Source organism: Sporolactobacillus nakayamae, assembly GCF_900113325.1.
In the GTDB taxonomy this organism is placed as follows: domain Bacteria; phylum Bacillota; class Bacilli; order Bacillales; family Sporolactobacillaceae; genus Sporolactobacillus; species Sporolactobacillus nakayamae.
This window is the reverse complement of the sequence record NZ_FOOY01000011.1, coordinates 20,810-47,474: the sequence shown is the minus strand read 5'-3', so window position 1 is coordinate 47,474 and position 26,665 is coordinate 20,810. Positions and strand designations below refer to the sequence as shown.

At 45.0% G+C, this 26,665-nt stretch carries 26 protein-coding genes and 1 riboswitch; of the genes, 6 read left to right on the top strand and 20 right to left on the bottom strand.

All coding sequences use genetic code 11. The features are described from left to right. Nucleotides 1-313 precede the first annotated feature (313 nt). From BM003_RS08815 to BM003_RS08805, 3 genes are all read right to left on the bottom strand, one after another. The gene (locus BM003_RS08815) at nt 314-1,342 is read right to left on the bottom strand and encodes an NADH:flavin oxidoreductase/NADH oxidase (RefSeq protein ID WP_093672216.1); all 1,029 of its coding nucleotides are present in this window, start codon (nt 1,340-1,342) and stop codon (nt 314-316) included. Then, nucleotides 1,335-2,387, bottom strand: coding sequence for a DUF1835 domain-containing protein (locus tag BM003_RS08810; protein WP_093672214.1), 1,053 nt, complete (start codon nt 2,385-2,387; stop codon nt 1,335-1,337). The genes BM003_RS08815 and BM003_RS08810 overlap by 8 nt, the downstream gene beginning before the upstream one ends. Nucleotides 2,388-2,478: 91 nt before the next feature. Further along, a complete protein-coding gene (locus BM003_RS08805; protein ID WP_093672212.1) occupies nt 2,479-3,399 on the bottom strand; it encodes a ketopantoate reductase family protein in 921 nt (306 codons plus the stop codon). 155 nt (nt 3,400-3,554) lie between these two features. On the opposite strand from BM003_RS08805, the gene BM003_RS08800 reads away from it, so the two are divergent. After that, entirely contained in the window at nt 3,555-4,196 is a 642-nt protein-coding gene (locus BM003_RS08800) for a DUF421 domain-containing protein (protein ID WP_093672211.1), read from the top strand. 144 nt (nt 4,197-4,340) lie between these two features. Here BM003_RS08800 and BM003_RS08795 read toward each other — a convergent pair whose 3' ends face one another. Beyond that, nucleotides 4,341-7,370 carry an efflux RND transporter permease subunit gene (locus BM003_RS08795; RefSeq protein WP_093672209.1) on the bottom strand — a complete coding sequence of 1,010 codons (3,030 nt, stop codon included), beginning with the start codon at nt 7,368-7,370 and terminating at the stop codon, nt 4,341-4,343. Nucleotides 7,371-7,719: 349 nt separating this feature from the next. Continuing rightward, a complete protein-coding gene (locus BM003_RS08790) occupies nt 7,720-8,739 on the bottom strand; it encodes a zinc-binding alcohol dehydrogenase family protein (RefSeq protein WP_093672207.1) in 1,020 nt (339 codons plus the stop codon). A gap of 118 nt (nt 8,740-8,857) precedes the next feature. Here BM003_RS08790 and BM003_RS08785 point away from each other — a divergent pair, with 118 nt between their 5' ends. The 5 genes from BM003_RS08785 to BM003_RS08765 all read left to right on the top strand — a co-directional run bounded on the left by BM003_RS08785 (nt 8,858) and on the right by BM003_RS08765 (nt 12,724). Continuing rightward, nucleotides 8,858-9,208: a winged helix-turn-helix transcriptional regulator gene (locus BM003_RS08785; protein ID WP_093672205.1), complete on the top strand. Its 351-nt coding sequence runs from the start codon at nt 8,858-8,860 to the stop codon at nt 9,206-9,208. A gap of 298 nt (nt 9,209-9,506) precedes the next feature. Next, nucleotides 9,507-9,896: a GntR family transcriptional regulator gene (locus tag BM003_RS08780; RefSeq protein WP_093672203.1), complete on the top strand. Its 390-nt coding sequence runs from the start codon at nt 9,507-9,509 to the stop codon at nt 9,894-9,896. Next, the gene (locus tag BM003_RS08775; RefSeq protein WP_093672201.1) at nt 9,893-10,930 is read left to right on the top strand and encodes a DUF5808 domain-containing protein; all 1,038 of its coding nucleotides are present in this window, start codon (nt 9,893-9,895) and stop codon (nt 10,928-10,930) included. The genes BM003_RS08780 and BM003_RS08775 overlap by 4 nt, the downstream gene beginning before the upstream one ends. A 90-nt stretch (nt 10,931-11,020) precedes the next feature. Further along, nucleotides 11,021-11,464, top strand: coding sequence for a ferritin family protein (locus tag BM003_RS08770; RefSeq protein WP_177184723.1), 444 nt, complete (start codon nt 11,021-11,023; stop codon nt 11,462-11,464). Between the two features lie 165 nt (nt 11,465-11,629). Further along, entirely contained in the window at nt 11,630-12,724 is a 1,095-nt protein-coding gene (locus BM003_RS08765) for a metallophosphoesterase (protein ID WP_093672197.1), read from the top strand. Nucleotides 12,725-13,588: 864 nt separating this feature from the next. Here the strand turns inward: BM003_RS08765 and BM003_RS08760 are convergent. The 15 genes from BM003_RS08760 to BM003_RS08690 form a co-directional block, all read right to left on the bottom strand. Further along, nucleotides 13,589-13,981 (bottom strand): PTS glucitol/sorbitol transporter subunit IIA, encoded by a 393-nt coding sequence (locus BM003_RS08760; protein WP_093672195.1) that lies wholly within the window; start codon nt 13,979-13,981, stop codon nt 13,589-13,591. Between the two features lie 32 nt (nt 13,982-14,013). Next, nucleotides 14,014-15,021, bottom strand: a complete 1,008-nt coding sequence (srlE, locus tag BM003_RS08755; protein ID WP_093672193.1) for a PTS glucitol/sorbitol transporter subunit IIB — start codon at nt 15,019-15,021, stop codon at nt 14,014-14,016. A gap of 13 nt (nt 15,022-15,034) precedes the next feature. Next, on the bottom strand, nt 15,035-15,589 hold the full coding sequence (srlA, locus tag BM003_RS08750) for a PTS glucitol/sorbitol transporter subunit IIC (RefSeq protein ID WP_093672191.1): 555 nt from the start codon (nt 15,587-15,589) through the stop codon (nt 15,035-15,037). A 5-nt stretch (nt 15,590-15,594) separates the two neighbouring features. Further along, on the bottom strand, nt 15,595-16,065 hold the full coding sequence (locus tag BM003_RS08745) for a transcriptional regulator GutM (RefSeq protein ID WP_093672189.1): 471 nt from the start codon (nt 16,063-16,065) through the stop codon (nt 15,595-15,597). A 20-nt stretch (nt 16,066-16,085) separates the two neighbouring features. Beyond that, nucleotides 16,086-18,002: a BglG family transcription antiterminator gene (locus tag BM003_RS08740; protein ID WP_093672187.1), complete on the bottom strand. Its 1,917-nt coding sequence runs from the start codon at nt 18,000-18,002 to the stop codon at nt 16,086-16,088. A gap of 43 nt (nt 18,003-18,045) precedes the next feature. Then, nucleotides 18,046-18,852, bottom strand: coding sequence for an SDR family oxidoreductase (locus tag BM003_RS08735; protein WP_093672185.1), 807 nt, complete (start codon nt 18,850-18,852; stop codon nt 18,046-18,048). A gap of 474 nt (nt 18,853-19,326) precedes the next feature. Continuing rightward, nucleotides 19,327-19,698 carry a fluoride efflux transporter FluC gene (locus BM003_RS08730; RefSeq protein WP_093672183.1) on the bottom strand — a complete coding sequence of 124 codons (372 nt, stop codon included), beginning with the start codon at nt 19,696-19,698 and terminating at the stop codon, nt 19,327-19,329. Continuing rightward, nucleotides 19,688-20,089, bottom strand: a complete 402-nt coding sequence (gene crcB, locus BM003_RS08725; protein WP_093672181.1) for a fluoride efflux transporter CrcB — start codon at nt 20,087-20,089, stop codon at nt 19,688-19,690. Before crcB ends, BM003_RS08730 begins: the two co-directional genes overlap by 11 nt. 28 nt (nt 20,090-20,117) lie before the next feature. Further along, entirely contained in the window at nt 20,118-20,735 is a 618-nt protein-coding gene (locus BM003_RS08720; RefSeq protein WP_093672179.1) for a DUF190 domain-containing protein, read from the bottom strand. A gap of 81 nt (nt 20,736-20,816) precedes the next feature. Further along, nucleotides 20,817-20,883, bottom strand: a riboswitch (Fluoride riboswitch). 32 nt (nt 20,884-20,915) lie between these two features. After that, nucleotides 20,916-22,478 (bottom strand): ClC family H(+)/Cl(-) exchange transporter, encoded by a 1,563-nt coding sequence (locus tag BM003_RS08715; protein ID WP_093672177.1) that lies wholly within the window; start codon nt 22,476-22,478, stop codon nt 20,916-20,918. Nucleotides 22,479-22,783: 305 nt separating this feature from the next. After that, nucleotides 22,784-23,587, bottom strand: a complete 804-nt coding sequence (gene lgt / locus BM003_RS08710; protein WP_245734173.1) for a prolipoprotein diacylglyceryl transferase — start codon at nt 23,585-23,587, stop codon at nt 22,784-22,786. 260 nt (nt 23,588-23,847) lie between these two features. Continuing rightward, nucleotides 23,848-25,497, bottom strand: a complete 1,650-nt coding sequence (locus BM003_RS08705; protein WP_093672173.1) for an FAD-dependent oxidoreductase — start codon at nt 25,495-25,497, stop codon at nt 23,848-23,850. After that, the gene (locus tag BM003_RS08700; protein WP_093672171.1) at nt 25,494-25,814 is read right to left on the bottom strand and encodes a rhodanese-like domain-containing protein; all 321 of its coding nucleotides are present in this window, start codon (nt 25,812-25,814) and stop codon (nt 25,494-25,496) included. Before BM003_RS08700 ends, BM003_RS08705 begins: the two co-directional genes overlap by 4 nt. 89 nt (nt 25,815-25,903) lie before the next feature. Continuing rightward, entirely contained in the window at nt 25,904-26,224 is a 321-nt protein-coding gene (locus BM003_RS08695) for a rhodanese-like domain-containing protein (protein WP_093672169.1), read from the bottom strand. A 46-nt stretch (nt 26,225-26,270) separates the two neighbouring features. After that, nucleotides 26,271-26,534, bottom strand: a complete 264-nt coding sequence (locus tag BM003_RS08690; RefSeq protein ID WP_093672167.1) for a metal-sensitive transcriptional regulator — start codon at nt 26,532-26,534, stop codon at nt 26,271-26,273. Nucleotides 26,535-26,665: the final 131 nt, after the last annotated feature.

Below are 26,665 nucleotides of genomic sequence, written 5' to 3'. Positions count from 1 at the left end.
TTTATTCAGATGAATTCTACTCGCGATTCATCTCATCTATTGGCTGAATGATCCATGATTAAGGGTATCCCTCATTTATGAACTTACTATGAATGCTATCAATTTTTCTTCAGTTAAGAAAAATTATTTCGGTCAATGCGCCCCCTCTATCTCTTTTTATTGAACTGCTCTTCCGTACCCATTGGTTGCATGATTATGTACTGTTCATGTATTGAGCGCCCATATATATGAATGATGAATGAATCTATATCTATGAATAAACGAAAAAAAGGCTTCCTCCTCAGTCAGGAGAAAGCCTTTCATTCCATTTTTATCAGTGCGCGAATCCGGTTAGATACTGATTCGGCACATTTGTTTCTTTATGAAGCTTGGCAGCCGCTTCCAATGTCCAGTACGGATTTCTCAACATGCCGCGGCCGACCGCAACAAGTTCGGCATCCTCATTGCCAATCACCGCATTCGCCAGCACCGGATCATCCAAACGGCCGACCGCAATCACCGACGTACCCACTGCCTTTTTGATCGCGCGTGCAAACGGCACTTGATAGGCGGCATGCGTGCCCGGTTTTCCGGCTGCGGCTATTGGACCTTCGCCGCCGGCACTGACATGGAACAGATCAACACCCGCTTCTTTGTATGCTTTCGCCAAAGCGGTGCTGTGCTCCAGTCCGTACCCTCCATTCACATATTCAATTGCGGAGATGCGCATGATCAGCGGCATTCCAGCCGACATCTCGCTTTTCGCTGCCTGCGACACTTCAGTCCCGAACCTGGTAAGATCTTTGCCGTATTCATCGGTTCGTTTATTCGTAAAAGCCGATTGAAATTCATGAATAAGATAACCATGCGCGCCGTGTAGTTCGATTGCGTCGAATCCCGCTTGAACCGCTCGCTTCACTGCCTGCGCATATTTTTCAGGCAGAGCCTTCACTTCATCAGTGGTTAACGCACGCGGCGTTTTATACTGATCATTGAACGCGATCGCCGACGGGGCGACTGGAATCGGAGCATCCTGCGCTTTGCGCCCGGCATGCGCGATCTGAATGGCAACCTTTGCACCGTACTTATGGCAAGCCTCAACGATTCGCGCCAGTGCAGGAATTTGTTCGTCAGACCAGAGACCAAGGTCATTGTCGGTAATTCGTCCGTCAGGATCAATATCCGTCATTTCAATAATAATGAGTCCAGCGCCGCCGATCGCCCGGCTGACATAGTGTACATAATGCCAATCCGTCGCAATGCCGTCCTTTTTTTCAACAGAATATTGGCACATCGGCGGCATAACAACACGATTCTTGAGTTCCAAGCCCTTGAACGTCCATGGTGTAAAAAGATCAATCATTTAAGTCACTCCTATTATTAAGGACTAATTGTTGATGCATCAGCTTATTGGGTGACTTTACCACCGTCATTTTTCCTGCATCAACCAGTGCTTTAATGCGCCAATAAATAAATGTATCGCCGACCCACTGCTTTTCATGAACCTCACCGATCACTTCACCAATTAAACGAAGGCAGAGAAAGCCATCGCGGCTATACTCCTCTTGCCTTGCAAGCCGGCGTGCGCACCGTAAAATATCATCATCAAAATATTCCCGTGTCACAGGCTGCACGCGGCCGTCTGCCCAAATGCGCAGAACCGCGGAATCATCGGACAGGCGCTGCCATTCGTTTTCCAATTGGCGACGCTCGTTTTCGTTCAACGGTGGATTCTGCGCATATTTTTTGAACAGCATCACTAGCATTTCCGAAGGCGATTCGCCGCTATATGCCGAGTGTCGCTCTTCCCCAAGCTCCTCAGACAACTGTTTTTCATAGACAGAAGGATTGATGACATGAATTGGATTCATCCGGCCGCGTAAAAGATAGACTACGAGATCGAGCCCGCACTGCTCCCAAGCATTGTCCGAAGCCCAAATCGTAATTGGCACCCGCTCAGGAATGGCCCTGATCGCGTCCAGTTGATCTGCCAACGAATGAATCGAATCGTCATCATAAGGATAGCCATCCATCAACTCTTTGATCCAGGCCATTCGATTACGCACTCCGTCCGCTTCATCTAAATGCGTTAACGGTCCTTTTGAAAGGTCCGTTGTGATGACACGTATCCGTTCGCGCCGAGCATGGATACTGCCCAGCCCAACCTTCAAACTCCCGGCAACCGAATCGCCGAACACAATATGCCAGTGATTCAACGCCGCCTCAGTCAGCGGCTGCTCCGGTTGCAAGCGGAGCAGATCTTCATACATGCGTTGAAAAACAGATCGAAGCCGCTGTTCGTCCAGATCATGCTCGGCCATTTCTGCTTCCCGAAACAGATGTAACAACATCCGCTTGCTCTCTCGCTCATTTAGTTGGTCAATGGCTTCCACCAGCTTCTCATACACGGACAAATCGCCTCCATTCAAATTCTAACAAAATCGTTAAGTGCTTCTTAAAAAAACTGAATGCTGTGAAGACATTCAGTTTAGTGATCTTTTAGTTCGCATAGCTCGCTTCAATGGTGCGAATACGGTCATAAAGAAAATCATTAACCGGCGTTGGGATTCCATGCTTTTTGCCCAGCTTGCGAATGGTGCCCGCAAACAGGTCGACCTCGGTCGGACGGTGCTGCAACGTATCCTGCCGCATTGACGGCATGCCTTTAGGGTTTAGAGAATCATTGATTTCCAACCATCCGGCAATTTCCTCTTCGTGCAGCAGCACGCCTTCAGCATTGGCAACTTTGACCACTTCCTTCATCGCGGCAATGACCGTTTCGCGCGGCTTGCCCGGCACCTGCACGCCGCCGTAATTGGTTTCGAATACTGCGGTTGACTGATTCACGCCTGTATTGACCATCAGTTTGCTCCACATTTTATGGAGCATCCGTTCAGGAATCTCATAGGGAATCTCCGTTTTCTCAAATAAGCGAGCAAGCGCGTCCACCTTTTCACTGCGCGTATCGTCGGCCTCTCCAAAACTAACGAAGCCAATATTTGAGTAGCTTAATTCATTACCGATTTTTGAAGCATCCATTCCGGCAACAATACAATAAAGCAGTTGATCAAAGCCGAATGCCTCACCGATCATTTGTTCACTGGAAATGCCGTTCAATACGGAAAGCAGGATCGTCTGTTTGCCGATTTGGTTTCCGGCACTCTCAATCGCGCCTTTAAGCCCGGTGTATTTCACCGCGAAAATGAGCAGATCAGCAGGGTCTTCTTGTTCGTTTGCGTCCACATAGTGAAAGTCACAACGCTCACCATTGCAGTAAATGCCTTCTTTTTTGTAGCGCTCGATCCGATCGTGATCGGCCACAATCCGTACCGCGTCTTTGCCTAGATGATCCGCCAATTGTTTTCCGTACATAATCCCCAATGCACCGAGCCCAACAATCGCTACCGTCTTAATCTCCATTCCTCTTCCTCCATGCCCCGTTTAATTTTTCTGTAAAGTTATGTTACATCCATTATAAACGGACGCCACTTAAGCTCACAACTAATCAGCCATACATAGAAAATGGCGTCAATTGCCAAACTATCCATGAAAATGATACGGAGGGTTGGAGTCTCGTGAATTTTATCATGCGTTTTATTGATTTTCACCCAAGCTGGCTTTGGAAAGCCGTCGTTATTATTCTGTTTGGTATTATGTTGATTCGGATTTCGGGTCGAAAATCGATCTCGCAAATGACCATTCCTCAAACAGTCATCATGATTTCTATTGGGACATTGCTTGTCCAACCAATCAGTGGAAAAAGTATTACCCTTTCCTTTGTCATCGGCATAATTTTTGTGCTCACTCTTTTTGTGATTGACTTTATTCAATTAAAATGGGACTGGGCAGAATCTCTTTTTTCCGGGCACGCCAAAATCATTATAAAGAATGGGAAACTGCGGATAAATCGATTGAGGAAAATGAAAATGACCGTTGATCATATCGAAATGCAGCTGCGTCAAATGGGCATTGAGCGGATTGAGGATGTCGAAACGGCGACAGTGGAACAGAGCGGGCAGATCGGCTATTTGCTTGTTTCCGATCAGAGACCGGCGACAAAAGCAGATATCGCTGAGCTGCGCGGCGACTTGAACGCCATCGCTCGCGCGCTCAATGTTCAGCTGCCGTCCGCACAATCGAAAAAGCAGCCGGATACCAATCTATTTACTGAGATTGAACAAGGTCACAAACGGCGCCTGACGCGAAAATTACGCTGAATGCCTCGTTCGGTTCAACCTTCCTGTTCTTAGGTTGAACTTCGAACTCCTTTGGTTCAACCTCGGCTGTTCTCGTCAATCACGCTCAGTATGGGTACAAAAAAATGCCGCGGCTGATTCTCCGCGACATTTTTATACTGGAACTTAATCAGTCTCTTCATTTTGATCGAGTTTACGTTTACCTCCAAAAATTCGCTCTTTAATAGAAACAAGCAGATCATACACGGTCGGCACAATGATCAGTGTCAGAAGAGTAGACGTGATCAGCCCGGCAATGACGACAATTGCGAGTGCATTTGAGATGAGGCCGCCTTCTGTTGAGATGGCAAGCGGCAGAAGCGCGCCGATTGTCGCAAGTGCGGTCATCAGAATTGGCCGAACGCGTGTCATGCCCGCCTCAATCAGGGCGTCATTGATCTGCATGCCCTTCTTCCGATTCTGCATCACGCGATCCATCAGCACGATCGCGTTGGTGACCACTATACCAATCAGCATCAGGAACCCAACCAGAGCCGGCATTCCGAGCGCTTTTTTACTGATAAAGAGACCGAATAGCCCACCTGTGAAGATAAAAGGCAGTGATGAAAGAATGGCAACTGGAGCGAGCAAATTGCCGAATGTCAGCAACATCACCATGAACACAAGCACAACAGCGATGCCCATTGCAATCATCATGTTGCTGAATCCTTCATTCATCGCTTGAGATGAACCTTCTGATCGAGTCTTCACCGACTTCGGAAGATCCAATGATTTGATTCGGCTGTCAATCGTCGCCTGGACATCCGATATATTGTCTGTCGTGAACCGACCGCTGATCTGGACATATTCCTGACCGTTCAAGCGGTACAATCCAGATGGTCCCGGCTGCCGTTTTAAAGTCGCCACATCGGAAATCTTAACCTGCTGCCCTAACGTGTTCGTCATCTGCAAATTGGAAATATCCTTAATCGATTTCAATGGATCATGCGCCAGCGACAAATTAATCGTTGCCGTCTTGCCGTCCACCTGAGCGTTTCCGGCACTGTCGCCGGACAGCACACTGCGTACATAAGCGGCAACCATGATCGGATTCAAGCCTTTATTTGCCGCCTTATTTTTATCAATCGTCAATTTGATCTGAGGCTCGACCCCGGCAAGATTCGTCTTCACATTGGTCAGCCCTTTTACGTCTTCTAGCTTCTTGACGATTTGATCGCTCGCCTTTGCGAGCTGCGCTTTGTTTCCACCTTCGACAATGAGCGCGAATCCGGTGTCGCCAGTCATGCCGATCGGCGACAAGGTCACATTCACACTGTTGTCTAATACCTCCACAGCTTTTCGCGTTTCCTTCTCAAACGTCTTGCTCTGTTTCACCGTCACATCATCTGATAAATCTACGGTCATGTTGACACGGTCACCGGAGACATAGGTTTGAATGTACGTCACATGTTCTTCTTTTTTCAAAATATTCTCGAGCTGCTCGGCCGTTTTATTAGATTCCGCGAGCGATGTCCCAATTGGAAGCTCAGCACTTAATGTGTAGGATGTCGCTTTTTCTTCAGGTAAAAAGTTCTTTGGAATGGTTGGAACGAGCTCAACTGATCCTGCCAATACAAGTGCCGCAAGCACAATGGTAATGATTTTATGGGTTAACGACCAATTCAGGGCTGATCGATATGCCTTGTGAAAAATGCTGATCTTCGGTTCTTTGAATTTCATATTCAGCAAGAAGAACTTTGCCAGCAGCGGCACAACCGTCACCGACACGATGAATGAAAATGCCAGAGCGACGATAACGGTAATTCCGAATGGCGCAAAGAATTTGCCCACAATTCCGGGCACAAAAGAAAGCGGGCCAAAAACCGCAATTGTCGTCAGCGTTGATGCGAGAACGGCGCCGCCGACCTCTTTTGCCGCATTCAGCACAAGGCTCTCATCGCGCTGCTTACTTTTTAATGTGCGCCGGTAAATATTCTCGATAATAACGATCGAATCATCAATCACGCGCCCGACCGCGACAGCGATACCCGCGAGTGTCATCATATTCATGCTGTAGTCGATGTAATTCATAACAATCATCGACGCGAGAATCGAGAGCGGAATCGAGAGCACCGCAACGATGGTTGCACGAATATTTCGTAAAAAAACAAACGTGACGATCACGGCGAATAATGTGCCCAGCAATACCTCGCGAAGCATGCTGAACACTGAATCCTGCACATCTTTTGAACTGTCATAGAGGTTTGTCAACGTGTAACCTTGAGGCAGTGATACATTCGATAGTTTTTGCTTTGCTTGTTTCACAACCTCCACCGCGTTGGCTCCGGACTGCGCTTTAAGTTCGACAAGCACAGCCGGTTTCTGGTTTAACCGCGTATAGACCGTTTCCGACTTTTCTCCATACGATACTTTTGCCAAATCCGAGAGTTTCATCTTCTGGACACCATTTGGCCCGCTCGAAAGCAGCACAATGGAACGGATATCCTTCAGAGATTGCAGCGTCGCGTCGCTCTGAACATTGAGCGTCTGATCATTTATGGAAACCTGACCGGCCGGAAATGAAAAATTATTTGCTTGAACTGCCTGCTTCACCGCATCATAGGTGATGCCATACTGCTTCATTTTCTTCGTATTCAGCTCAATATGGATCTGCTTGTCCGTCTCACCGTAAACATCTACCGTCCCCGCTCCATCAATTTTTGAAAAAGCAGGCTTGATTTGCTCATCAATAAATTGGGTCAAATCCGACTGATCTGCATCTTTCGATGAGAGTGCGAAGCTGAATACCGGCGCGGCCGACGGTCCTTGCTCCTGAAGCACCGGTTTTCCCGCATCATCGGGAAGATCCGTTGAGTCGATCGCAGACGTCACATCTTTCTTCGCCTCGTCCATTTTCTTATCCATATCGAATTCCAAGACAGCAACTGCCACATTACTGTAGCTCTCGATATAGACGTTCTTGACTTGATCGATCCCTGAAAGTGAACGCTCAAGCGGCTTGCCGATATCGTTTAACGATTGTTCCGGTGTGGCACCGGGATAAGGAATCTGAACGACCAAATAGGGAATATCAACATTCGGCATCGACTCCATTTTCATCGTCTTAACCGAATACAATCCGCCGATAACGATTAAGATCATCGCGATGATAATCACTGCCACATTTCTTAATGAAAATTTGATTATCGAACCCATAAATTTCCTCCTCAAGATAATTGCTGTATTATTTTCTTTAATTTTACAGTTGAGGCATGCGTCCTGATACGGACTTGAATGGTAGTTTGCTGTAAGACTTAAGATGTAGTGGGCATGGGAAAAAATAAAATTCGCGGAAAAGATTTACTTTCTCTATACTAAATTAAGAAGGTGAATTTAATGGATGATCTGGTTTAAATTTTGGTTAAGAAATGAGCGGGATTCGTGAAGCTTTAAGCCAATCATACCACGAATATCCATTATTTTACTCTCCTGTATGACAAAACAAATAAGGCGCACCTATCAAAAAACTGCCCCCAGCTTTTCTGAGGACAGCTCATTCATCGTATTAATTTTCCCCGATAACCACTTTGCCGATCATTCGCCCGCTTTCAACGAGCCTGTGTGCTTCTCGGAGATTTTCTGCATTTAGCGGCGTCAATTTTTTCGTTACCGTTTGTTTAATGACACCGCTGTCCAATAACTCTGCAACCTTTGTCAGGAGATTATGCTGCTCAATCATGTCCTCGGCTTCAAACATCGACCGCGTGAACATGGACTCCCAGCTGAACGTAATACTTTTAGACTTAATCAAATCGAGATTGATGCCCTCTCCAATTTCCACAATCGAGCAGATGCGACCTTGGGGCTTGATCACGTCATACATGTTCTGCCAGTGTTCCTTCGTATTGTTCAGACACAATATGGCATCAACCGTATCAAATGGAAGTTTTTCGAACTCTTCTTTGAATGGCTTTCGATGATTAATAACTTCATCCGCACCGAGATTTTTCACCCATTGAACTGTTTCCGGGCGCGAGGCGGTTGCTGTGACGTGAAGTCCCGCCCATTTGGCCAACTGAATCGCAATCGATCCGACGCCTCCTGCACCATTGATGATTAATAGCCGCCTGCCAACGTTTTCTTCATGATTTTCCGCACTGAATGGCAACCGATCAAATAATGCTTCATAGGCAGTAATACTGGTCAAAGGCATCCCGGCTGCAGTTAGATAATCCAAGGTTTTCGGTTTCACAGCAACAATCCGCTCATCAACAAGATGCTGCTCGGCATTCGTTCCTTTTCGCGTAATATCGCCCGCATAATAGACTTCATCACCCGGTTTGAAAAGCGTCACCTTTTCTCCTACCGCTATAACGATACCGCTCGCATCGTAGCCGACAATACGCGCGCCGTTCGTTCGTCCGTTCCGCGCGTTTCGCACTTTCGTGTCGACCGGATTAACGGATACAGCCTTTACCTGAACAAGAAGATCATGCCCCGTCGGTTCTTGATTGGGGATTTCTATGGAAACAATACTGTCTGAATTTGAACTATCTGTTACTTCATGTGTGCCAAATGCTTTCATCTTAATGCCTCCGTTGTGGGATTGATTACACTTAATAGTATAATGACACTAAAGCAACGCGACTAGAACGCACAATGGCGTAACGTAGAAACAAGAATGTAACTGAGGAGGATTATCCATGCGCAATCGAAAAACAGGCTATGCATGCAAGCATTGCCCTATTGAAACAACGCTTGATATCATCGGTGGGAAATGGAAAGGTGTTATTCTTTATCATCTAATAACGGAAAAGCGGCGATTTAACGAGATGCGCCGCCTGATGCCCGGTGTGAGCCAGCGCATGCTGACGCTGCAGCTGCGCGAATTGGAAAAAGACGGCGTCATTCACCGCGAAGTTTTTCCAGTTGTCCCACCAAAAACGGAATACTCACTGACTGCGTTTGGCGAAACACTGAAGCCGATTATTCAAGAAATGAAACGCTGGGGCGATCACTACGAGCAAACCCATCAGGATCTCTTAGAAAAATAAGGCCTGTTAAGCTCTTTACTGAGCACAAACAACGCCTTATTTATTTTTTGCTTAAAAATCCACTCAAAACACGCTGAAACTTACTGTACATTTCAATGCGTCTCACTTTAACTGCTCCTACATCCCCGCACTCTCGATTTTAGAAGTATTTTAAATTTCGGATAATTGTCAATTGAATCAAGCAATCATTTTTCCCCAAGCAGGCTTCCAGTAATAATTAATAATGTCATAGACGATTCGTCTAGCTTGTGTTATATATAGTATATAACAGATAGAACAAAAAAGGAGACAGAGCAACGTGCTTCTTTCCATTGATTTCGGATCGGATCAGCCGATTTATACGCAAATACGTAATGGAATCGTCACCGGAATTGCTTCCGGTACTTTGAAGGACGGCGATTCGCTGCCATCTGTTCGTACTCTGGGAGCAGAAATTGGGGTTAATCTTCACACCGTCAATAAAGCCTACCAATTACTTCAGAGTGAAGGGTTTATTGAAATTCAGCGGCGGCGCGGAACCTTTATTAAAGCCGGAAATGCAGCAAAAAATGCGGCTGAATTCTTGAAAAACTGCGGTGATCCATTGAAGACAATCGTCTCCGAAGCCGTTACACGCCGCGTTGATCGAGCTGTGCTGCATCAAATGATCGATCACATGTATGACGAATTGGAGGGGAATGAGTCATGAATATCTTTGTTTTGATAGGGACCTATCTCTTAGTCTCTGCACTATTTGTTGCTCAGCCTTGGCTTTCACGTAAAAATGTTTTGTTTGGTGTCGTTTTTGCGGATGATGACGTCTGGCAGCATGCTCAAGCTGCCATGATCCGTCGACGCTACCTGAACGAGGCGATCTGCACCGCACTTGTCCTTTTGCTCATTCTCTTTTTCCTTCCCTATTTCTTAGCAAAAGGATCGCTGGCAATTGTCTTTAATTGCATCATGGTTGCACTCATTCTCATCGAATCGTTCGTTTACGTTCTTGCCAACAGGCGGACACGGATACTGAAGCAGACCATGACACCGAATGCCAAGCTGACCACGGATAAAGTCATTGTTGACGTTGGAAAAAGTGATCGAGAAACCGTGTTGTCACTCCGTTGGTTTCTCATCTTGATTCCACTGTTCATAGCTACACTCGCTGTCGTATGGTTTGGGTATCCGTACATGGCCGACTCAATTCCGACGCACTTTGGAATCGCCGGCCCTGATCAATGGGCACCTAAATCATGGCGGAGCGTATTGTCGCCCGTCTTTATTGAAGTGCTGCTGGGTATCCTTATTCTGTTAATCCGGCGTGCCCCGGCATCGGTAAAAGGTAATCCGAATGCTGCTCCGGGTTATGCGCAGTATCGAAAAATGATGGGCATCTTGCTGATTGGTTTCTGTCTGATGACTGAGCTGCTTTTCCTGCTCAGCGTCATTAGTTTCATCACGCCCATCCACTCGCTGTGGTATCTCGCCATTTCGCTTATTGATCTTGGCTTTCTCGTCACAATGTTCGTGTTATTTAACCGCTTTGTACGAAACATGCGCTCATCCGGAACAATCCTTGATGACGATGCTAAGTGGATCTGGGGGCTCTTCTATTTCAATCGTTCCGATCCATCACTTTTTGTGGAAAAAAGGGTCGGGATCGGCTACACAGTAAATATGGCTCGTCCAATTGCCTGGATTGTTTTAATCGGTATTATACTCATTATCGTGATCAGCAACCGTTAAGGTCGCCGATCGTTCTCAGTATGTGTATTCACCTATTTGAATGATCGTCATAGTCTATGATGAGATCAATCATTAGGTGGTGACCTGGGGTTGTATTACGATGATCAGCAATATCGGCAGATCAGCCAAGGTGACGGTTCTTCATTTGCGTCTGCCGTTCTTGATGCCGTGAAGGGTGAGGCAACGGCTGTCGATTTTTATGGACGTTTGGCTGAAGCAGCGCCAAACGCAGAAATGAAAGCAGATATCCTTAGTATTCGTCAAGATGAGCACGATCATTTTCAATTATTCAGTTGGCTCTATGCCCAGTTGACCGGCAACCAGCCTGTCTTTCAAATCACACCGGTTCAGTTTCGATCTTTCTCAGAAGGTTTGCGAATCGCTTATCGTGATGAACTGGAAGATTATGAGACGTACCGGAATCTCTATTTAACGCATTCGGATCCGACTGTTCGAAACATTTTATTACGAGCATTTTCAGATGAGATCAAACACGCCGTCCGATTTGGGTTCATGACAACCAATCTAGCTTAACAACATCACGAATCCAGAACAGCCTGCCTTAGTCCTGCCGACACGGAATACGGCAGGTATTTTTTTGCAGGTGTTTCTACATACCTCCACTCGTCAATTAAGCTATAATGAGAGCTATTGAGGAAGAATTTTCATCTTGGCTTTTTTTGCAGAAGGAGAATTTCCATGCTTCACATTCAGAACATCACGCTCCCGGAAACTGGACGAGTGATCGTTATATCCGACATCCACGGCGATCTGCAGCTTTTTCAGACGCTGCTTAAAAAAGTTCACTATACAACAGACGATACGCTCATCATCAATGGCGATTTATGCGAGCGAGGACCGGACAGTTTAGGCGTGATCCGCTTTGCGAGAAAACTGACAAAGGAAAACGGCAACGCCTATATAACGGAAGGCAACTGTGATCGGTTGATTCATCATGCTTTCGATCATGATCCGACATTCTTTGATCATTTGGAGCGCAATCCACATTCGATCATGAATGAGTGGCTGCAGGAGCACGGACACACCTATGCCGATTTTGACTCGGTTTTCGCGCTCAGCAATTTCTATAGAGCTCATTGTGGCGCTGAAATAGACTGGCTCTTTTCTCTGCCGACCGCTCTGGAAGCGGATCGTTATCTCTTTATTCACGCAGGTATCGACGATAGTAAGAATTGGCGCGAAACCAGCCACCGCTCAGCCACTGAGCTCCCTCATTTTTATACCCGCGAGCACCACTGCGCAAAGACCGTTGTCGTCGGACACTGGCCGGTTGTCAATTATCGTGCGGAAACGCTCACCTGCCATAACCCGATCATTGATCCCGCTAAACGAATAATCTGCATCGACGGCGGGAATCAGGTACGCTTCGACGGACAGTTGAACGCGCTGATCATTGAACGCGATCCGCGGGGCGATCAGTTTTCCTACACCTATGCAGATCATTTTCACCAATTCGCAACGATTAGAAAAGCGTATACCGCTCCAGCGGATTTCATCGGCACGCTGAATTATCCCAACTATGAAGTTAAGCTGCTTGAGGCCGGAAAATACTTCAGCCTCTGTGAAAATGTGAATTTGGGGCTCAAGCAATGGCTTAAAAATGACTATTTGGTGAAAAAGCTGGGCGCGCTTTTCGCAGACAACGATGTCAGCGCGAGTGGTTTGACAGTTGCGAAGAACGATCAGGTTGCCGTCATCAATGATACATGCGCGGGCTACACACTCGTCAAAAAAGACGGAGCGGTCGGCTGGGTACCGAAGAAGTGTTTGTGAACTAGTTTCTTGCAAAAACAACGGGTGGTCCTTACTTCCGCAGGATGCGGTGACTTTCGCATTGCATGCAGGACGTGCTTTCACAGGATGTGATGACTTTCGCGTTGCATACAGGACGTGCTTTCACAGGATGTGATGACTTTCGCGTTGCATACAGGACGTATGCGTGCTTAGCGAAAGTTCCCTTACACTTAGCGAACGTTCCCTTACATACGGAAGTTCCTTTGCTCCATATACCGTTTTAAATCATCAACCTTGTCTTGAACAGACATTTCTAGTTCACACTGGTAGGAAAGTATAAGAAAACATTTAAAGGAAACGAGTGTAAGCGGTCCGAAAAAACGCCGCGTCCTGCGGCTCACCGGACACTAGGCCGTCCATGGCCGTCGCAACTAAGTCTTCGCCTTCGCCAGGGGCTTGGCGAAGCCAAGTTTTCTAACACTGATAAAAAAGTATAAAAAAAATTAAAGATTCAAGGAAACGAGTGTAAGCGCAACTAAGTCTTCGCCTTCGCCAGGGGCTTGGCGAAGCCAAGTTTTCTAATAAATCATTTTGATCCTTAATAGTAACGCAGCCGGAATAAAATAAGCGGAGATTTTCCGCTTATATGCATCCTGGCGCTTGTTTCACAGGTAAATAAGGGTAATTTTTCCGTCTATTTAAGCTATTTTTTCGTTCATTTTCAAAATTAGCGGAATTTCTCCGTCTATTTCTCAGATTGGGCGCTAACTTGATCGCCCAGCGGAATCTTATGACGTTTATCGTCGTCCCAGCAAGGCAAAACGATAAATTTTCTTTATCTGCAAAAACACCTGTACGGCGGTAAGTCGTTTTCCGCCTAACAGGTGCTCGCTTTTCAATCGGTTACCACTCAATCGCAATCTGCGTTCCGATGTCAATGTTGGGAATGGGTTTGTTTTCAAGATATAGGGTTCCCGCTAGATCTGCCTTCGTACTGCCGTCGAATCGCATGGTGATATGGCCAAGATCAGCGAGATTTTTCTGAACGAGGCGTCCAACGGCTGTTATCTTGAATCTGCTGTCGTCTATAGATAAATATTGGCCTGTTTGAATCGCATCATGAACCGATTTTACATCGATGCCGAAGCAATAGTCTTTTAATCCATCAGGTGCCTCATTGCCAAACAAAATAAGCATTTTTTCCTGAAGAAAATCTTTTGCTAGCTTTCCAATACTTTTAATTTCCGTTTTGTAGATCTCAATATCATCCGCTGATTTTTTTTTCATACCGAACATTTTTCACCCTCCTTTAAGCGCAAACGGTTGTTTCAAACGTAGAGTCCGAAGCTGCACAGCCAAGCAAGAACAACACGCGGCACACCGGTTAAAAAACGTGAATAGAGTACAGCTGGAACACCGACCTCTACTGTTTCCGGTTTCGCTTCGGCAAGGCCTAATCCGACCGGAACAAAGTCGCAAGCATTCTGCGTGTTAATCGCAAAAAGTGCCGGCAATGCTAATTGCGGTGGAATATTTCCTTTACCAATTTCTACACCAATCAAAGTCCCGATGACTTGCCCGATGACTCCGCCAGGGCCAAGCAGCGGTGAAAGGAACGGAAGCGAGCAAATAAATCCAATCAGCATCAAGCCCCATATATTTCCCGCAAGCGGAGACATCACTTTACCAAACCAATTGCCGACCCCGGAGCCTTGAATAATACCAATAATCATCGCCACAAACGCCATAAAAGGAAGGATTGTATTAATCATGGTCTGAACGGCGTCACGACCTGCCTGATACAGGGTACTGATGACTTTTCCGGCACCTAGCCCAATTTTTGTAAACAGGTCTTGATGTTCGCTTGCGGCCAAAGTCTCGGATATTTTCTTATCTGAGCTGTACTTATAAGTCTTCTGCGTGTCTGATGGTACTGCTTCACTCGTTTTGGATGAATCTGCCCCACCTTCCCATGCAGAGATTTGATCAACACCAACATTGGACACATAGATATGCTCATTAATGTATTGAGCGAGCGGTCCGCTTTTACCGGTTGGCATGACATTAATCGTTGGAATGCCTTTTTTCGGATAGATGCCGCATCGGAGTGTTCCGCCGCAATCCACGATAACGACAGCAGTCTCTTCATCAGGGACACTTGTTTTAAATCCGTTAACTGGAACCCCACCGGTAATTTCAGCAAGTTTATCAACAATCGCAGGCTTATTGCCGCCCCCGACAATATAGACAATTTTATCTTTTCCTTCGATAGGTGTAATCGTTAGCGGTCCGCCATAACCGCCGGATCCTTTGACAACTCGAGCTGATTTGTACATGTTATTCACCCTCTCAACTATTTTTTAGATTCGCTGTTTTACTTAGTGTCACATTTTGCTGTTTTGATACCCATCCGGTCATAAAGTCGGTAATCCATCCACAGAAGAAATTAGCGACGAGCCCGACAAGCAAGTATCGAATCGCAAGAGGCGTCGTGTCCAAGCCCAATTGCTGAACCCCTTGAGCGATGCCAAGCCAAATAAAGAGTTCGGCAGCGTTAATATGTGGGAACACGCCGTTGCTTGTATGACAGAAATAAGCCGCCGACGCAAAATAACTTGGTTTGTAGTATTCAGGCATAAACCGTCCGAGCGAATGCACCATTGGATTGGCCAGCATAAACGCGCCAAGGAAAGGCAGAACCATGTACCGAAGGAGCGGATTGCTTGCGGATTTGGCCGCCAGCTTGTTAATCCGATCAGCGCCAATTAAACCAATTAAAGCGTTCATCGCAACGAGAAGCATGAGTACAAGCGGCACAATACTGGTCATCCACGACATAAACGTCTTGCCGCCCATTTGAAAAAGATAGATAAATCCTTTTGCAGCACCTACTAATAGATCCATTTTACTCACCCCTGATTATTTGATTTTCGCGCTTTCTGAAATAAGCTCTTGATCATTAATGACGCACCTGCCACCGGAGTTCTCGGAGACTCCTTGATTACCCCGCCATTTGCGACAACCGTGTAATTATGCACACTATCAGCAATGGCTTTCTGGAGCAATTTGTTGCATCGTTTGACCTTCACTTCCGGCAAGCGCTGAATATTCTCATGAAGAAATTCATTCATTTCATGAAAGCGGGCTAGTATCGTGACCCCCTGCATCTTCCGCGCATCCACGATATTACCGTCTTGATCAACGGTAAAAAAGACAATGGTTCCGGACTTGAAATGTCCTTTTTTCCGCCCAATGGCTACCTTCCCTTTTCGGCGCATCTCCACAAATACATTGGAAAAATGCTTGATTTGAAAATAACCAAGGAAAATTTGCAATAAGAAAGCTCCGCCGATAAAAATCATTAAAGTAAAGTAAAACATAGGGCTTCACTCCCTTCTGATTAGTGATGAAGCAGCTGACGCTTCACGAGCAGCCTAAAATCTGAACACGTTGTTTCTTTAGACAAATCATGAAGCCAATCATCATTTTTTGCAAGCGCTATCATTTCTTCGTACAGTTGGACGAGCAGAGTTTCATTCTGATTGTTTTCAGGTATCCCGAGCAGGAAAACAATTCGGATTTCACGATGCTCTTCTTGGTGTTTCTCCGGATAAACGCCTACAGCCAGAACAATATCCGAATTCCCCATATTTACAGTGTGGGGAAACGCAATACCATGGTCAAAAACAGTGGATCTCATTTTCTCTCTCTTGATTAAACGCTCCTTAAATTGAGCGTCTACTGTATTTACCTCTTCCAAGTGATGAATCATCCGTTTCAGATTTTCATAATACGGCCTGCGATCTGATAGGAGAAAGAAGCGATCCGTATTCAATAATCGGCAAATAATCGATTCTTCTTGTTGATTGCCTGTTATGTGCAGATGATCAAGTACACATAGTTTACTGATTTTTTGAGCAAGCGCTCGCTCATCAAAGATATCCTTTACTTCAATAATCGGTGGTTTTATATGATCGGGTAATGATACTGTTGAAAAGACTAAATCAAATGTGTTCATTAATTCCTTTGTTGCCGTTCGTGAAGAAAAAAGTTGTATCGCTACATGTTCAGGCAATATTTCTTTTAATTGCATTGAGATGATTCGGGCAGATCCGCGTCCCGTATCACAAACGATTGCAATTCGCTCTAATTGCTGCCGTTTATGCATCTGACTTTCCTTTACAGCAATACCAAAATAATAAGCGAGGTAGCTGAGTTCTGCTTCCGACACGTCAATTTGGTACTTTCTTTTAATCACATCATGAGCGATAGTTGCAATTTCACAGGCGAGCGGGTATTTTTCTTGGACCTCGTTCATCAATGAGTTATAAATTTTTACACCAAATATCAGGCGATTTAACATAAATAGCAGATGATAGCCCAACTCATTTGTAATATTCGTAAAATCAATGGTAATGTTCAATTGCTTAACCACTTGCTCCTCAATATCATTAATAAGCTGCAAAATTGATTCAGGCAATGGAGCCATTGTGTCTGTCGGAAGATGTACCGGTGAACGCCTGCCCAATACCGGAATGGTTAGAAAAGCACGTTCCGCAGTTGAAAGGCTTCCGCAGCGTTTCTCCAACTGATCTGCCAGTGTATTTACCCTTCCATATTCTTTCGTTTTCATAATATAGGATTGATCGAAGTCATCGCTGTTCTGTACCAACGGATTCTGTGCCGAGCGCCTGAGGACGACACTGACATACCGTACGAATTCACGTTCGGTTGTTTCCGCAAGCGAAAACGTGACGGCGAATTGGTGGACCAACTCATGCATTTTATCGTCCAATGGCTGGTCGAGTACATGATCGTTGTTTTGCAGAATATAGAGCCGCTTATGCCACTCTGATCCCTGCAATTGGATACCCTGATTAGGTTTTCCCTTAATTACTAATTCGTAGGGATCAAGCGTCACACGCATTCGTGTCAAATCATTGACCAATGTTGAACGGCTAACATTTAATTGTTCAGATAGATCATCCATCGTTATCGGCTCATTGGCCGCCAGCAGCTGTGCAATTAAACTTTTCGCTCTATTTTCAGGCGAATCCGATGTTTTTTGATCTTTAGTTAATGCTTCTGCAATGCTCCGGTAAGCCTGATCGCGATAGACATGTATCGCATACTGTCCTTTATTTAATTGAATTTCGGCTGTCTTGCAGAATTCATGATTAAGCACTGTGACATCATTTCGTATTGTTCGTTCCGTCACAGACAGTTTTTTAGTCAAATCTTCTATCGATACAAATTCTTTTTTTCGGAGTTCACCCACAATAATTGAGAGACGATCGGTTTGCGTATATCTGCTCATTTTATTCCCCTCTTATTGCTGAACTCAGAGAGGCGGACGATGATCAGCCTCTCGATTTTCCGCCTGTAATATTAATTGTCGTTCCGGTAATATAATCAGCACGATCGGAAAGCAGGTAGGTAACCAGATTGCCTATATCGTCTAAACGACCCGGTCTCCCTAGAGGTATCGCTTTTGCATAATCCGTCCCCAACTGATCAACTGTGATGTTTCTTGTATAGGCAAGCGCTTCATTGTACGCGTCTGTTGTTAATCCTGTTTTTTCATTAATTCCGGGTGCAACCGCTACGACACGGATATGATGGCTGCCAAGCTCTTTTGCCCATGAACGCGTAAATCCGTTAACTGCCGCTTTTGTTGCAGAATAACAGCTTTGACCATTTGATCCTTCCATACCGGCTTCAGAAGACGTATTCACCACGACACCGGAGCCTTTCTTCAGAAATTCTCGAACAACGGCCTGAGTCATGAAGAATACACCTTTTTGATTCACGCCGATCATGAGGTCAAATGCTTTTTCATCCAACTCATATTCCGGCTTTTCACCTTTAAAATCGACAAGTAATCTTGGAAGATTGATCCCCGCATTATTGACAAGTCCATCAATGGTTCCGAATTTAGCGACTACATGGTCAACCAATTGCTCTACACTCGCCTTTTTGGTAACATCGAGCTGAACATAATAAATTCCCTCTTCATCCTGCGAGCCGGTCTCTGCATTCAGATCGCCAACGACAACCTGGGCGCCTGTATCCTTAAGTGTACGCGCAATATGTTTGCCAATTCCGGATGCGCCGCCTGTCACAATAATTACCTTGTTTTCTAATCCAAGCCATGAAGAATTAACCATTTTCAATCTCTCCTCTATTTTAAAACTTTTTTTGAATATTCATGTTAATCACTTTTAACAAATTGATTAACATTATCTTGATTCATGCTTCTATTCTCTTTACGGTTTAATTATAATAGCGCTTACATTAATAATTAATACGGACTTTTTCTCATGTGTTGGAAATGAATTGTATGAATACGCGTAATGAAAATTTTGCTGGATCTCAGGCTGCAAATGAATGAAGACTGTTCGTTATTAAGACGCAATCACACTGATTAGCGAATTTAAAATCGCTTTTATTATCATTTTTGCCTAACCTTCTCGGAATGGCCGATTTACAAGGGAAAGCAGTCAATGATCATCAACAGTACCTGTGTCTGCGATCTATTCGTCTAAAGAAGGCGGACCTACTAATTACCCGGAGACTGTCACGAACGCTAAACGTTCAAGTGCCGAAGAAGCTTTCTTAACTTCTCCGGCACTACCTTTCAATTATCCTCTTTGCACAACATTCCCAATCAGTATACCCGCATAAACCGCACATAGGCCAAACACGTAGGAGCCACCTGTATAACAAAAGAGCGACCAATAATGTTTCCGTCTGCGCAACTCAACATTTTCCACATTAAAGGTAGAAAATGTGGTATAGGCACCCATAAATCCCGTACCGAGAAGCAGCGAAAGCGTCGGACTTACACCAACTCCGTTGAGCAAACCCAGCGCAAACGCACCGCTCAAGTTAACGATGAATGTTGCCAATGGAAACACACGCGTCCATCTGCGCTTTATTTCATTGGAAAGCATCACTCGAGCAAGAACGCCAAATGAAGCGCCTAGCCCAACCATTAAATAATTAATCAGCATGTCGGAGCACGCCCTTTCGTACACGAATCAGAAGCCACTTACTAAATTGGTAACCGAGCACGCATGCCATAAATCCGCCAAATCCGCTGATCAAAAGATACAGGAAGGCAGCGAATAGTTGTCCGGTTTGAATTAAGTGCATCGACTCAAGTGTAAACGTTGAAAAGGTGGTGAAAGAACCAACGAATCCGGTTCCAATCGCTGTTACAAATCGGCTTGACAGTTTCGGGATGCGTGACAAAAACTGAGTGATGAATGCAAGTAAAAAACAGCCAAAGACATTGATCAAGAGCGTTGCCAATGGAAACGCCGTGTCGTGAATCACGAGACTAATTGAATAGCGAGAAATCGCCCCAAGTATGCCGAAAATCACAAGAAATACATAATACACCTAAAAATCCTCCCCATTTTACTAATTTCTATTTATTTTCAATTAAATGAACCGGCGTTGTAAAAATGGTTCCTTCTTCAACAATTGTTTTTAATTCGGCAAGCAATTCATTCAAGTAGTCACCCTTAACAACGCATTCAATCACAACCGGTATTTTGCCGCTCAATGAAAACATTTTCTGAGTATGAATCACTCGATCCTTGCCATAGCCGGCAATTCCCTTAGTCATGGATGTCCATATCGCGTTCTTTTCTTGAAAGAAAAGCAATACCTTTTCGTATTCTTCCTTTTTGAACCATGTATTATCTTCTTTCGTATACACCTTCACTGTATAATAGCGATGTTCGTTCATTTTATCACCCTCCAAACCGTTTGTGACGCAAATTTGCCCATGCTTCAGCCGTTTTTTTAATTGCAGCAATATCGATGTGATCAGCGTTTCATCCGCTACTGTCTCAATAATAAGTGCCAAATCATTATATAATTGGTCCTCCAGAACACTGACGTGCCGTAGACCCCTTTCATCAAGACTCATCTCACTTTGTCGAATGGTTAGCCCCGGTAACCCCTTTCCCCATAGGAAACGAAGTAGCCATTGTTTCACTTCCATCTCTTCGCTAACTACCATTCTCAGCAACTGTTTCATCTCTTACCGCCTCTTTTTTTAACTTATTTAAATGGTACCAATTAAAAAACGCCTGCCTCAATGATTCCCCATCGTACGGAGAATGAGACAGACGTTATCAGCTGCAAATGTACAGCGGTTAATGGCGAACATCATCACCGAATTTAATTAACTAAATTGTAGCACAAATAATGAACCGGGTCACATACCCAATGTGTTCATTTCATGCAACGTCCGCTTTACCTTGCTGCGCTCATTGCGATCCGTCAACAGAATCAGTGTATCCCCTGAACGAATTAACGTATCTCCATGAGGAATCACTTCACGCTCACCACGACGAATACCAATGAGCAAGACGTTATTGGGCCAATGGATATCACGAATGAGTTTTTTTTCCAATTGGCTGCCGGCAAACACCGGAAACTCCAATCGGTCATTTTTACCGCTCAGCTGATTTAACTTTTTCCCCAGATTCAACCGTGCGAGAAGTGATTCATAGATTGGCCTGCCGCCTAGTACATCGACAATAATATAGGCAACAATTGAGGTTACCGCAAGCGGCATCAAGTGCCCAAGATTTCCCACCATTTCAGTAATTAAAATAATTGCCGTAAATGGTGCTTTGCCAATCCCCGCAAAATAACCGGCCATGGCAAAAATGACGCAGTTCATAATATAAATCTTCGGCATCAATCCGAGCTGCGCCATTAATGTACCATAGACAACCCCAATCAGCGCGCCAAGAGTCAAAATAGGCAAGAAAATACCACCGGGAAGACCCGATCCGTAGGAGAGCATCGAAAAAATAAAACGAAGTGCAAACAATGAGAAAAGAATCCAAACAACCGATGGAAGGTTGTTAACATCTAAAATCAACTGATTTCCACCGCCAAGCGTTTGCGGCAAAAAAATTCCAATGGGGATCACAAGCAGCATGGGTATGATTCCATGAAAATGACGGGGCAGTTTTGGAGCAACTGCCGCATAGGCACGAGGCATAAAAAGCAATACCTTTTGATAAACAAAACCAAGAACACCCAGTACCATGCCTAGTAAAATAAGGTGCCCATACAAATAAAGCGGGAAACTTGCCTGATAGTGAAGTTGAAGCACCGGAACAAGTCCAAAAAAGTTTGACGAGATAAAATCCGCACCAATGGCTCCCGCCAAAGACGTCATCCATACAAGAGGAGAAAAATTGTGATAGACCTCTTCCAATACAAACAACGTTCCGGCTATCGGCGCATTAAAAGCTGCGGATAAACCAGCCGCAGAACCGCACGCAATAAAAATCCGCCGCGACGATTCATTTGAGTTTATTCGTTCCGACACGCCCTGACCAATCGCGGCACCTAATTGAATAGAAGGACCTTCTCGACCCAGAAATAACCCTGAACCAATGCCAAGTACCCCGGTAATCCATTTTCTCCATAAAATCTGCCACCAATTCATTTTTATATCACCGGCAAGCTGCCCTTCTACCTGAGGAATCCCTGAGCCCATAATATTGGGTTCAGAACGAACGAATATGCCAATAATTAACGCAAGGATGCCATTAATGAGAATAAAGACAGCAATTAACCAAAGATGTGTCGGCACCATCCGATAGAGATATTGCCAAAAATGTAAGGATGATTCAATGAACAAGCGGAATAAACTGACCGCTCCGCCTGCCAGCAAACCGACAAGCAGTCCTTCCATTACGAATAACAGTCGAGTCGCATCAAAATTTCCTCGAATTTTTCTTTCGTTCAATGGTTTCATTTCATCACTTCTCTTCAATTACTTGTATCATTAGTTCAATTTCATTAGCTTCATTATAATTCTTCACCTGCCTTGGGACAGAAAAAATTTATCGGCATTTAATCCACAAAAAGATTAGGTGAGGGTCCCTTGCCCAAAGAAACATTCATGACTGACTTGACGGAGTCAGTTCAGATTTTATGGCTATTTTTTAATCTATTTAACTGCAAGAGCAGGTTTATTTGATCGTCTAATAACTATCAATCAAAAGATTAACCTTACATTTATAAGAATATAACCGATTGTGCTATTAACTCATGAAATGATCAAGTATCTAGATAATACGGACGTTTCTCTTTTTTCACTCTCCAGAACAGGATCAGCCCGACACCGATAATGATCAGTACGACTGCCAGCCATTGAGAGACACGCAGTGGCCCTAGCATCAGACTGTCTGTCCTTAGACCTTCAATGTACGAGCGGCCGAGCGAATACCAAATGATATAGGACATAAAAAGCTCATCACGGTGCAAATTCACCCGCCTTAGTATAAGGAGGAGGATAAAGCCTGCAAAATCCCAGAGCGACTCATATAGAAAAGTCGGAACATAGTAGGTGCCGTTAATCAGCATCTGATTGACAATAAAATCCGGAAGATGCATACGCTCAAGCGCGGCTCGGGTCGTCGGGCCACCGTGAGCCTGCTGATCCATAAAATTACCCCAACGTCCAAGTGCCTGTCCGAGAATCACACTCGGTGCAATAACATCGGCAATCTTCCAGAACGACAGATGACGCATACGACAAAATACAATCGTCGTGACTGCCCCTCCAATCAAAGCGCCATAAATGGCAATGCCACCGTTCCATATGGCTACGATTTGTGATGGATGTTGCGAATAGAAAGACCATTCAAAAGCGACATAATAAATGCGGGCACAAATGACGGCAATCGGTGCGGCAAACATAATGAGGTCGATATATGTATCCTTGGGAATACCACGTCTGTTGCCTTCACGCACGGCAATTATCAAACCAAGCAACGCGCCACAGGCAATAATAATACCATACCAATAAATTTGAATCGGGCCAAGATGAATAGCGATCGGGTTTAACGGTTGAGCAGTCAAAAATTTATTCCCCCACTTCAACATCTTTGTTTATGATTTTTCGCTTACTTACCGAAATCAATTGTATCATATTATTTTTTTATATTAGCAAGGCCCACTATGAATGATAAGGAGGACACCTCCGGTACTCCAGAGGTGTCCTCCTATTTTTCGTAACACCGATCCATCTTGATAGGCAGATATAGCTAATTGCTCAGAATGGATTCCCATCTGGTCCGTCAGCTCGGCTGATTCAATCGAATGATGGCTTACCCTTTGTATCAATTACTGTATTTTTTTGCAAAAACACTCTTGTATAATTTATAGCCTCCATCCAGATTCTTTACTGAATAGCCTTTCTGAGCAAGAATACGCGCCGCAAGATAGCCGCGAAGCCCTACCTGACACGTCACAATCAGATCACGATCTTTCGGGATTTCACTTACCCGTTCACGTAGATCGTCTAAGGGAATATTCACTGCCCCCTGAATGGTTCCGCTCCCGTATTCTTGTTCCGTTCGAACATCAATCAGCATTGCTCCCTGCTTCACCAACTGATCGACTTCGTTCCATTGACTATTCTGCACATTGCCGTCCATCACATTTTCTGCAGCATAGCCGATCAAATTAATCGGTGCTTTTGCCGAACTAAATGGCGGAGCGTAAGCGAGTTCCAGCGCGGTCAGATCATTGACAGTCATCTGTCCATGAATTGCTGTGGCAAGTATATCAATAGTCTTATCGATTCCCTTCTCGCCGACCGCCTGTGCACCCAGTATCTTCCCTGTTTCAGGATCAAAGAGCAGCTTTAGCGTCATCTGCGAACTGCCCGGATAATAGGTTGCATGATCCGGCGGGCTCGTGTGCAGCGCTTCGTAGGGGATATTGAATCGCTGCAATAGTTTCTCACTCAATCCGGTTACAGCTGCAGACCAATCAAAGACTTTCACTATGGATGTACCTAGAGTGCCCTTGTAACTGCGTTTCATCCCGCTTAAAATATCAGCAACCATGCGTCCCTGCCGATTGGCCGGAGAAGCAAGCGGTATAACTGCTGCCCGACCGCCGACCGTTTGAGCAACCTCTATTGCATCTCCAATCGCATAGATGTTTGGATCACTAGTCTGTAATTGATCATTCACCGATATGCTTCGACGAATGCCAAGTGCCAAGCCCGCGTGATCAGCTAAGGATGACTCCGGAACAACACCGACCGATAACAGCGTCAGATCCGTCTGCTTGCGCGTGCCGTCATCGAGAACAAGAACCGCGCCTTTTTTCTCAAAACTCGTTACTGTTTTTCCTTTGAGCACCTCAATGTTGTGCTTTTTCAGTTCAGCTTCAATCATAATCGCCATTTCCGGATCAAGCGGAGGAAGGACTTGATGCTCTCGTTCAACGATCGTCACTTTAAGTCCGCGTTCTGCCAGATTCTCGGCCATTTCAATGCCGATAAAACCGGCACCAACGATCACCGCACGATCCGCTTTATGCTGCTGCAGGTATTGAACAATGCCTTCAGCATCCGGAACGTCACGCAGCGTGAACAAATTGTCTGCTTGGTCGATTCCTTCAATTGGCGGACGCATCGGGTGCGCGCCTGTTGAGAGAATCAGCACATCATAGGTCTCTTCATAAGTCTTTCCATGATGATTAATGATCACCTTCTTTAGTTTTCGATCGATATGTGTGACTTCGTTTTCTGGCCGCACGTCCAGACGAAAGCGCTGATACAGCTTTTCCGCCGTTTGCACGAGCAGCTTCGAACGTTCTTTAATCACGCCGCCAATAAAATAAGGAAGTCCACAATTGGCAAAAGAAACATAAGGACCACGTTCCAAGACAATAATCTCCGCATCTTCATTCAATCGGCGCAGACGTGTGGCTGCCGACATACCGCCGGCAACTCCTCCAATAATGACGTATTTCATTGAGTTTCCCCCTCGTAAAATTCGATCGGTCCGTGCCAGTTCATCATCCCGTCTGTCATATTTTTGACCTTAAATCCATTTGCGGACAAAATGGCAGAAGCCACACCGCTTCTGCTTCCGGAATGACAAACAATGATATGTTCTTGATTTTTGTTGATTTCATCGAGTCGGTTCTGGATTCCATTAACCGAAATATTCTTGGCACCAGGAATGTGCCCTTCAACAAATTCAAATGGTTCGCGAACGTCAATAATACTTACTGGCGCATGACTGCGTATCCGTTGCTCAACTTCTTCGGGTGTCCACTCTTCATACATGCAGGTTTCCTCCTTGGAACAACTTTTTATTTTTTATCAAAAACCGCGCATCCAAATACCCATATAGGTATATTTTCCCCAATAAAAAATTAAAACCAGCGATTCATTCCGCCACGCACATTAGTCACTTTTTCATAACCTGCTTTTTTCAAAATCTTACAGGCCATCGAACTTCTCATACCACTTTGACAAATGACAACCACTTCTTTTTCTTTCGGAATCTTATTGAGATGATTGTGCAGGGTTTGCAATGGAATATTGACAAACCCCGGAATTGACTGACCGTTGAATTCTGCTTTTGTGCGTACATCAAGAAAATAGTGACCCTTTTTACTCGGCAAGTAGACTTCCTTTAGCTCTGAAGTGCTTATCTTCTTGATTCTTGGTTTGCAAAAGAACATGCATCTCATGACTGATTTCCTCCTTACGCCGTTGGACTCACTTTATCTTGGTTCTTTAACGGCTTTTCACCAGCATTTGTACCGCTTCGTTTATCATTGATTCAGCTGATCCTTCACCGTTTTCAATCTGTTCCCGCAAGCAAGCTTCAAGATTCTTGCCAATGACTAGACCCAGTGCACGATCCATTGCTGATCGTGCGGCCGTCATCTGAGTGACCACATTGCGGCAGTCTTCCCCCTGTTCCATCATGTGAATAATTCCACGGATTTGCCCATCAATCCGTTTCAATCGATTGGTCATTTGCGATGTATACTCCATGAGCTGCCTCCTTTTTTTATCGATACTGGTATACTCTTTAACATATTTTTAAAACCAGGTAAATCAGAGCAACCCGCAGGAGTCTTGCTCCTACGCGTTTAATCGATCACCTGACCCTATCAAGAGGGGAG

Bases quoted from the DNA above. Each gene is read 5' to 3' on its own strand.
- BM003_RS08815 (WP_093672216.1), bottom strand. From the start codon at position 1,342: ATGATTGATCTTTTTACACCATGGACGTTCAAGGGCTTGGAACTCAAG.
- BM003_RS08805 (WP_093672212.1), bottom strand. From the start codon at position 3,399: ATGGAGATTAAGACGGTAGCGATTGTTGGGCTCGGTGCATTGGGGATT.
- BM003_RS08795 (WP_093672209.1), bottom strand. From the start codon at position 7,370: ATGGGTTCGATAATCAAATTTTCATTAAGAAATGTGGCAGTGATTATC.
- BM003_RS08790 (WP_093672207.1), bottom strand. From the start codon at position 8,739: ATGAAAGCATTTGGCACACATGAAGTAACAGATAGTTCAAATTCAGAC.
- BM003_RS08785 (WP_093672205.1), top strand. From the start codon at position 8,858: ATGCGCAATCGAAAAACAGGCTATGCATGCAAGCATTGCCCTATTGAA.
- BM003_RS08775 (WP_093672201.1), top strand. From the start codon at position 9,893: ATGAATATCTTTGTTTTGATAGGGACCTATCTCTTAGTCTCTGCACTA.
- BM003_RS08765 (WP_093672197.1), top strand. From the start codon at position 11,630: ATGCTTCACATTCAGAACATCACGCTCCCGGAAACTGGACGAGTGATC.
- BM003_RS08760 (WP_093672195.1), bottom strand. From the start codon at position 13,981: ATGTTCGGTATGAAAAAAAAATCAGCGGATGATATTGAGATCTACAAA.
- srlE (WP_093672193.1), bottom strand. From the start codon at position 15,021: ATGTACAAATCAGCTCGAGTTGTCAAAGGATCCGGCGGTTATGGCGGA.
- srlA (WP_093672191.1), bottom strand. From the start codon at position 15,589: ATGGATCTATTAGTAGGTGCTGCAAAAGGATTTATCTATCTTTTTCAA.
- BM003_RS08745 (WP_093672189.1), bottom strand. From the start codon at position 16,065: ATGTTTTACTTTACTTTAATGATTTTTATCGGCGGAGCTTTCTTATTG.
- BM003_RS08740 (WP_093672187.1), bottom strand. From the start codon at position 18,002: ATGAGCAGATATACGCAAACCGATCGTCTCTCAATTATTGTGGGTGAA.
- BM003_RS08735 (WP_093672185.1), bottom strand. From the start codon at position 18,852: ATGGTTAATTCTTCATGGCTTGGATTAGAAAACAAGGTAATTATTGTG.
- BM003_RS08730 (WP_093672183.1), bottom strand. From the start codon at position 19,698: ATGCTGATTAATTATTTAATGGTTGGGCTAGGCGCTTCATTTGGCGTT.
- BM003_RS08720 (WP_093672179.1), bottom strand. From the start codon at position 20,735: ATGAAACAGTTGCTGAGAATGGTAGTTAGCGAAGAGATGGAAGTGAAA.
- BM003_RS08715 (WP_093672177.1), bottom strand. From the start codon at position 22,478: ATGAAACCATTGAACGAAAGAAAAATTCGAGGAAATTTTGATGCGACT.
- BM003_RS08705 (WP_093672173.1), bottom strand. From the start codon at position 25,497: ATGAAATACGTCATTATTGGAGGAGTTGCCGGCGGTATGTCGGCAGCC.
- BM003_RS08700 (WP_093672171.1), bottom strand. From the start codon at position 25,814: ATGTATGAAGAGTGGACACCCGAAGAAGTTGAGCAACGGATACGCAGT.
- BM003_RS08695 (WP_093672169.1), bottom strand. From the start codon at position 26,224: ATGAGATGCATGTTCTTTTGCAAACCAAGAATCAAGAAGATAAGCACT.
- BM003_RS08690 (WP_093672167.1), bottom strand. From the start codon at position 26,534: ATGGAGTATACATCGCAAATGACCAATCGATTGAAACGGATTGATGGG.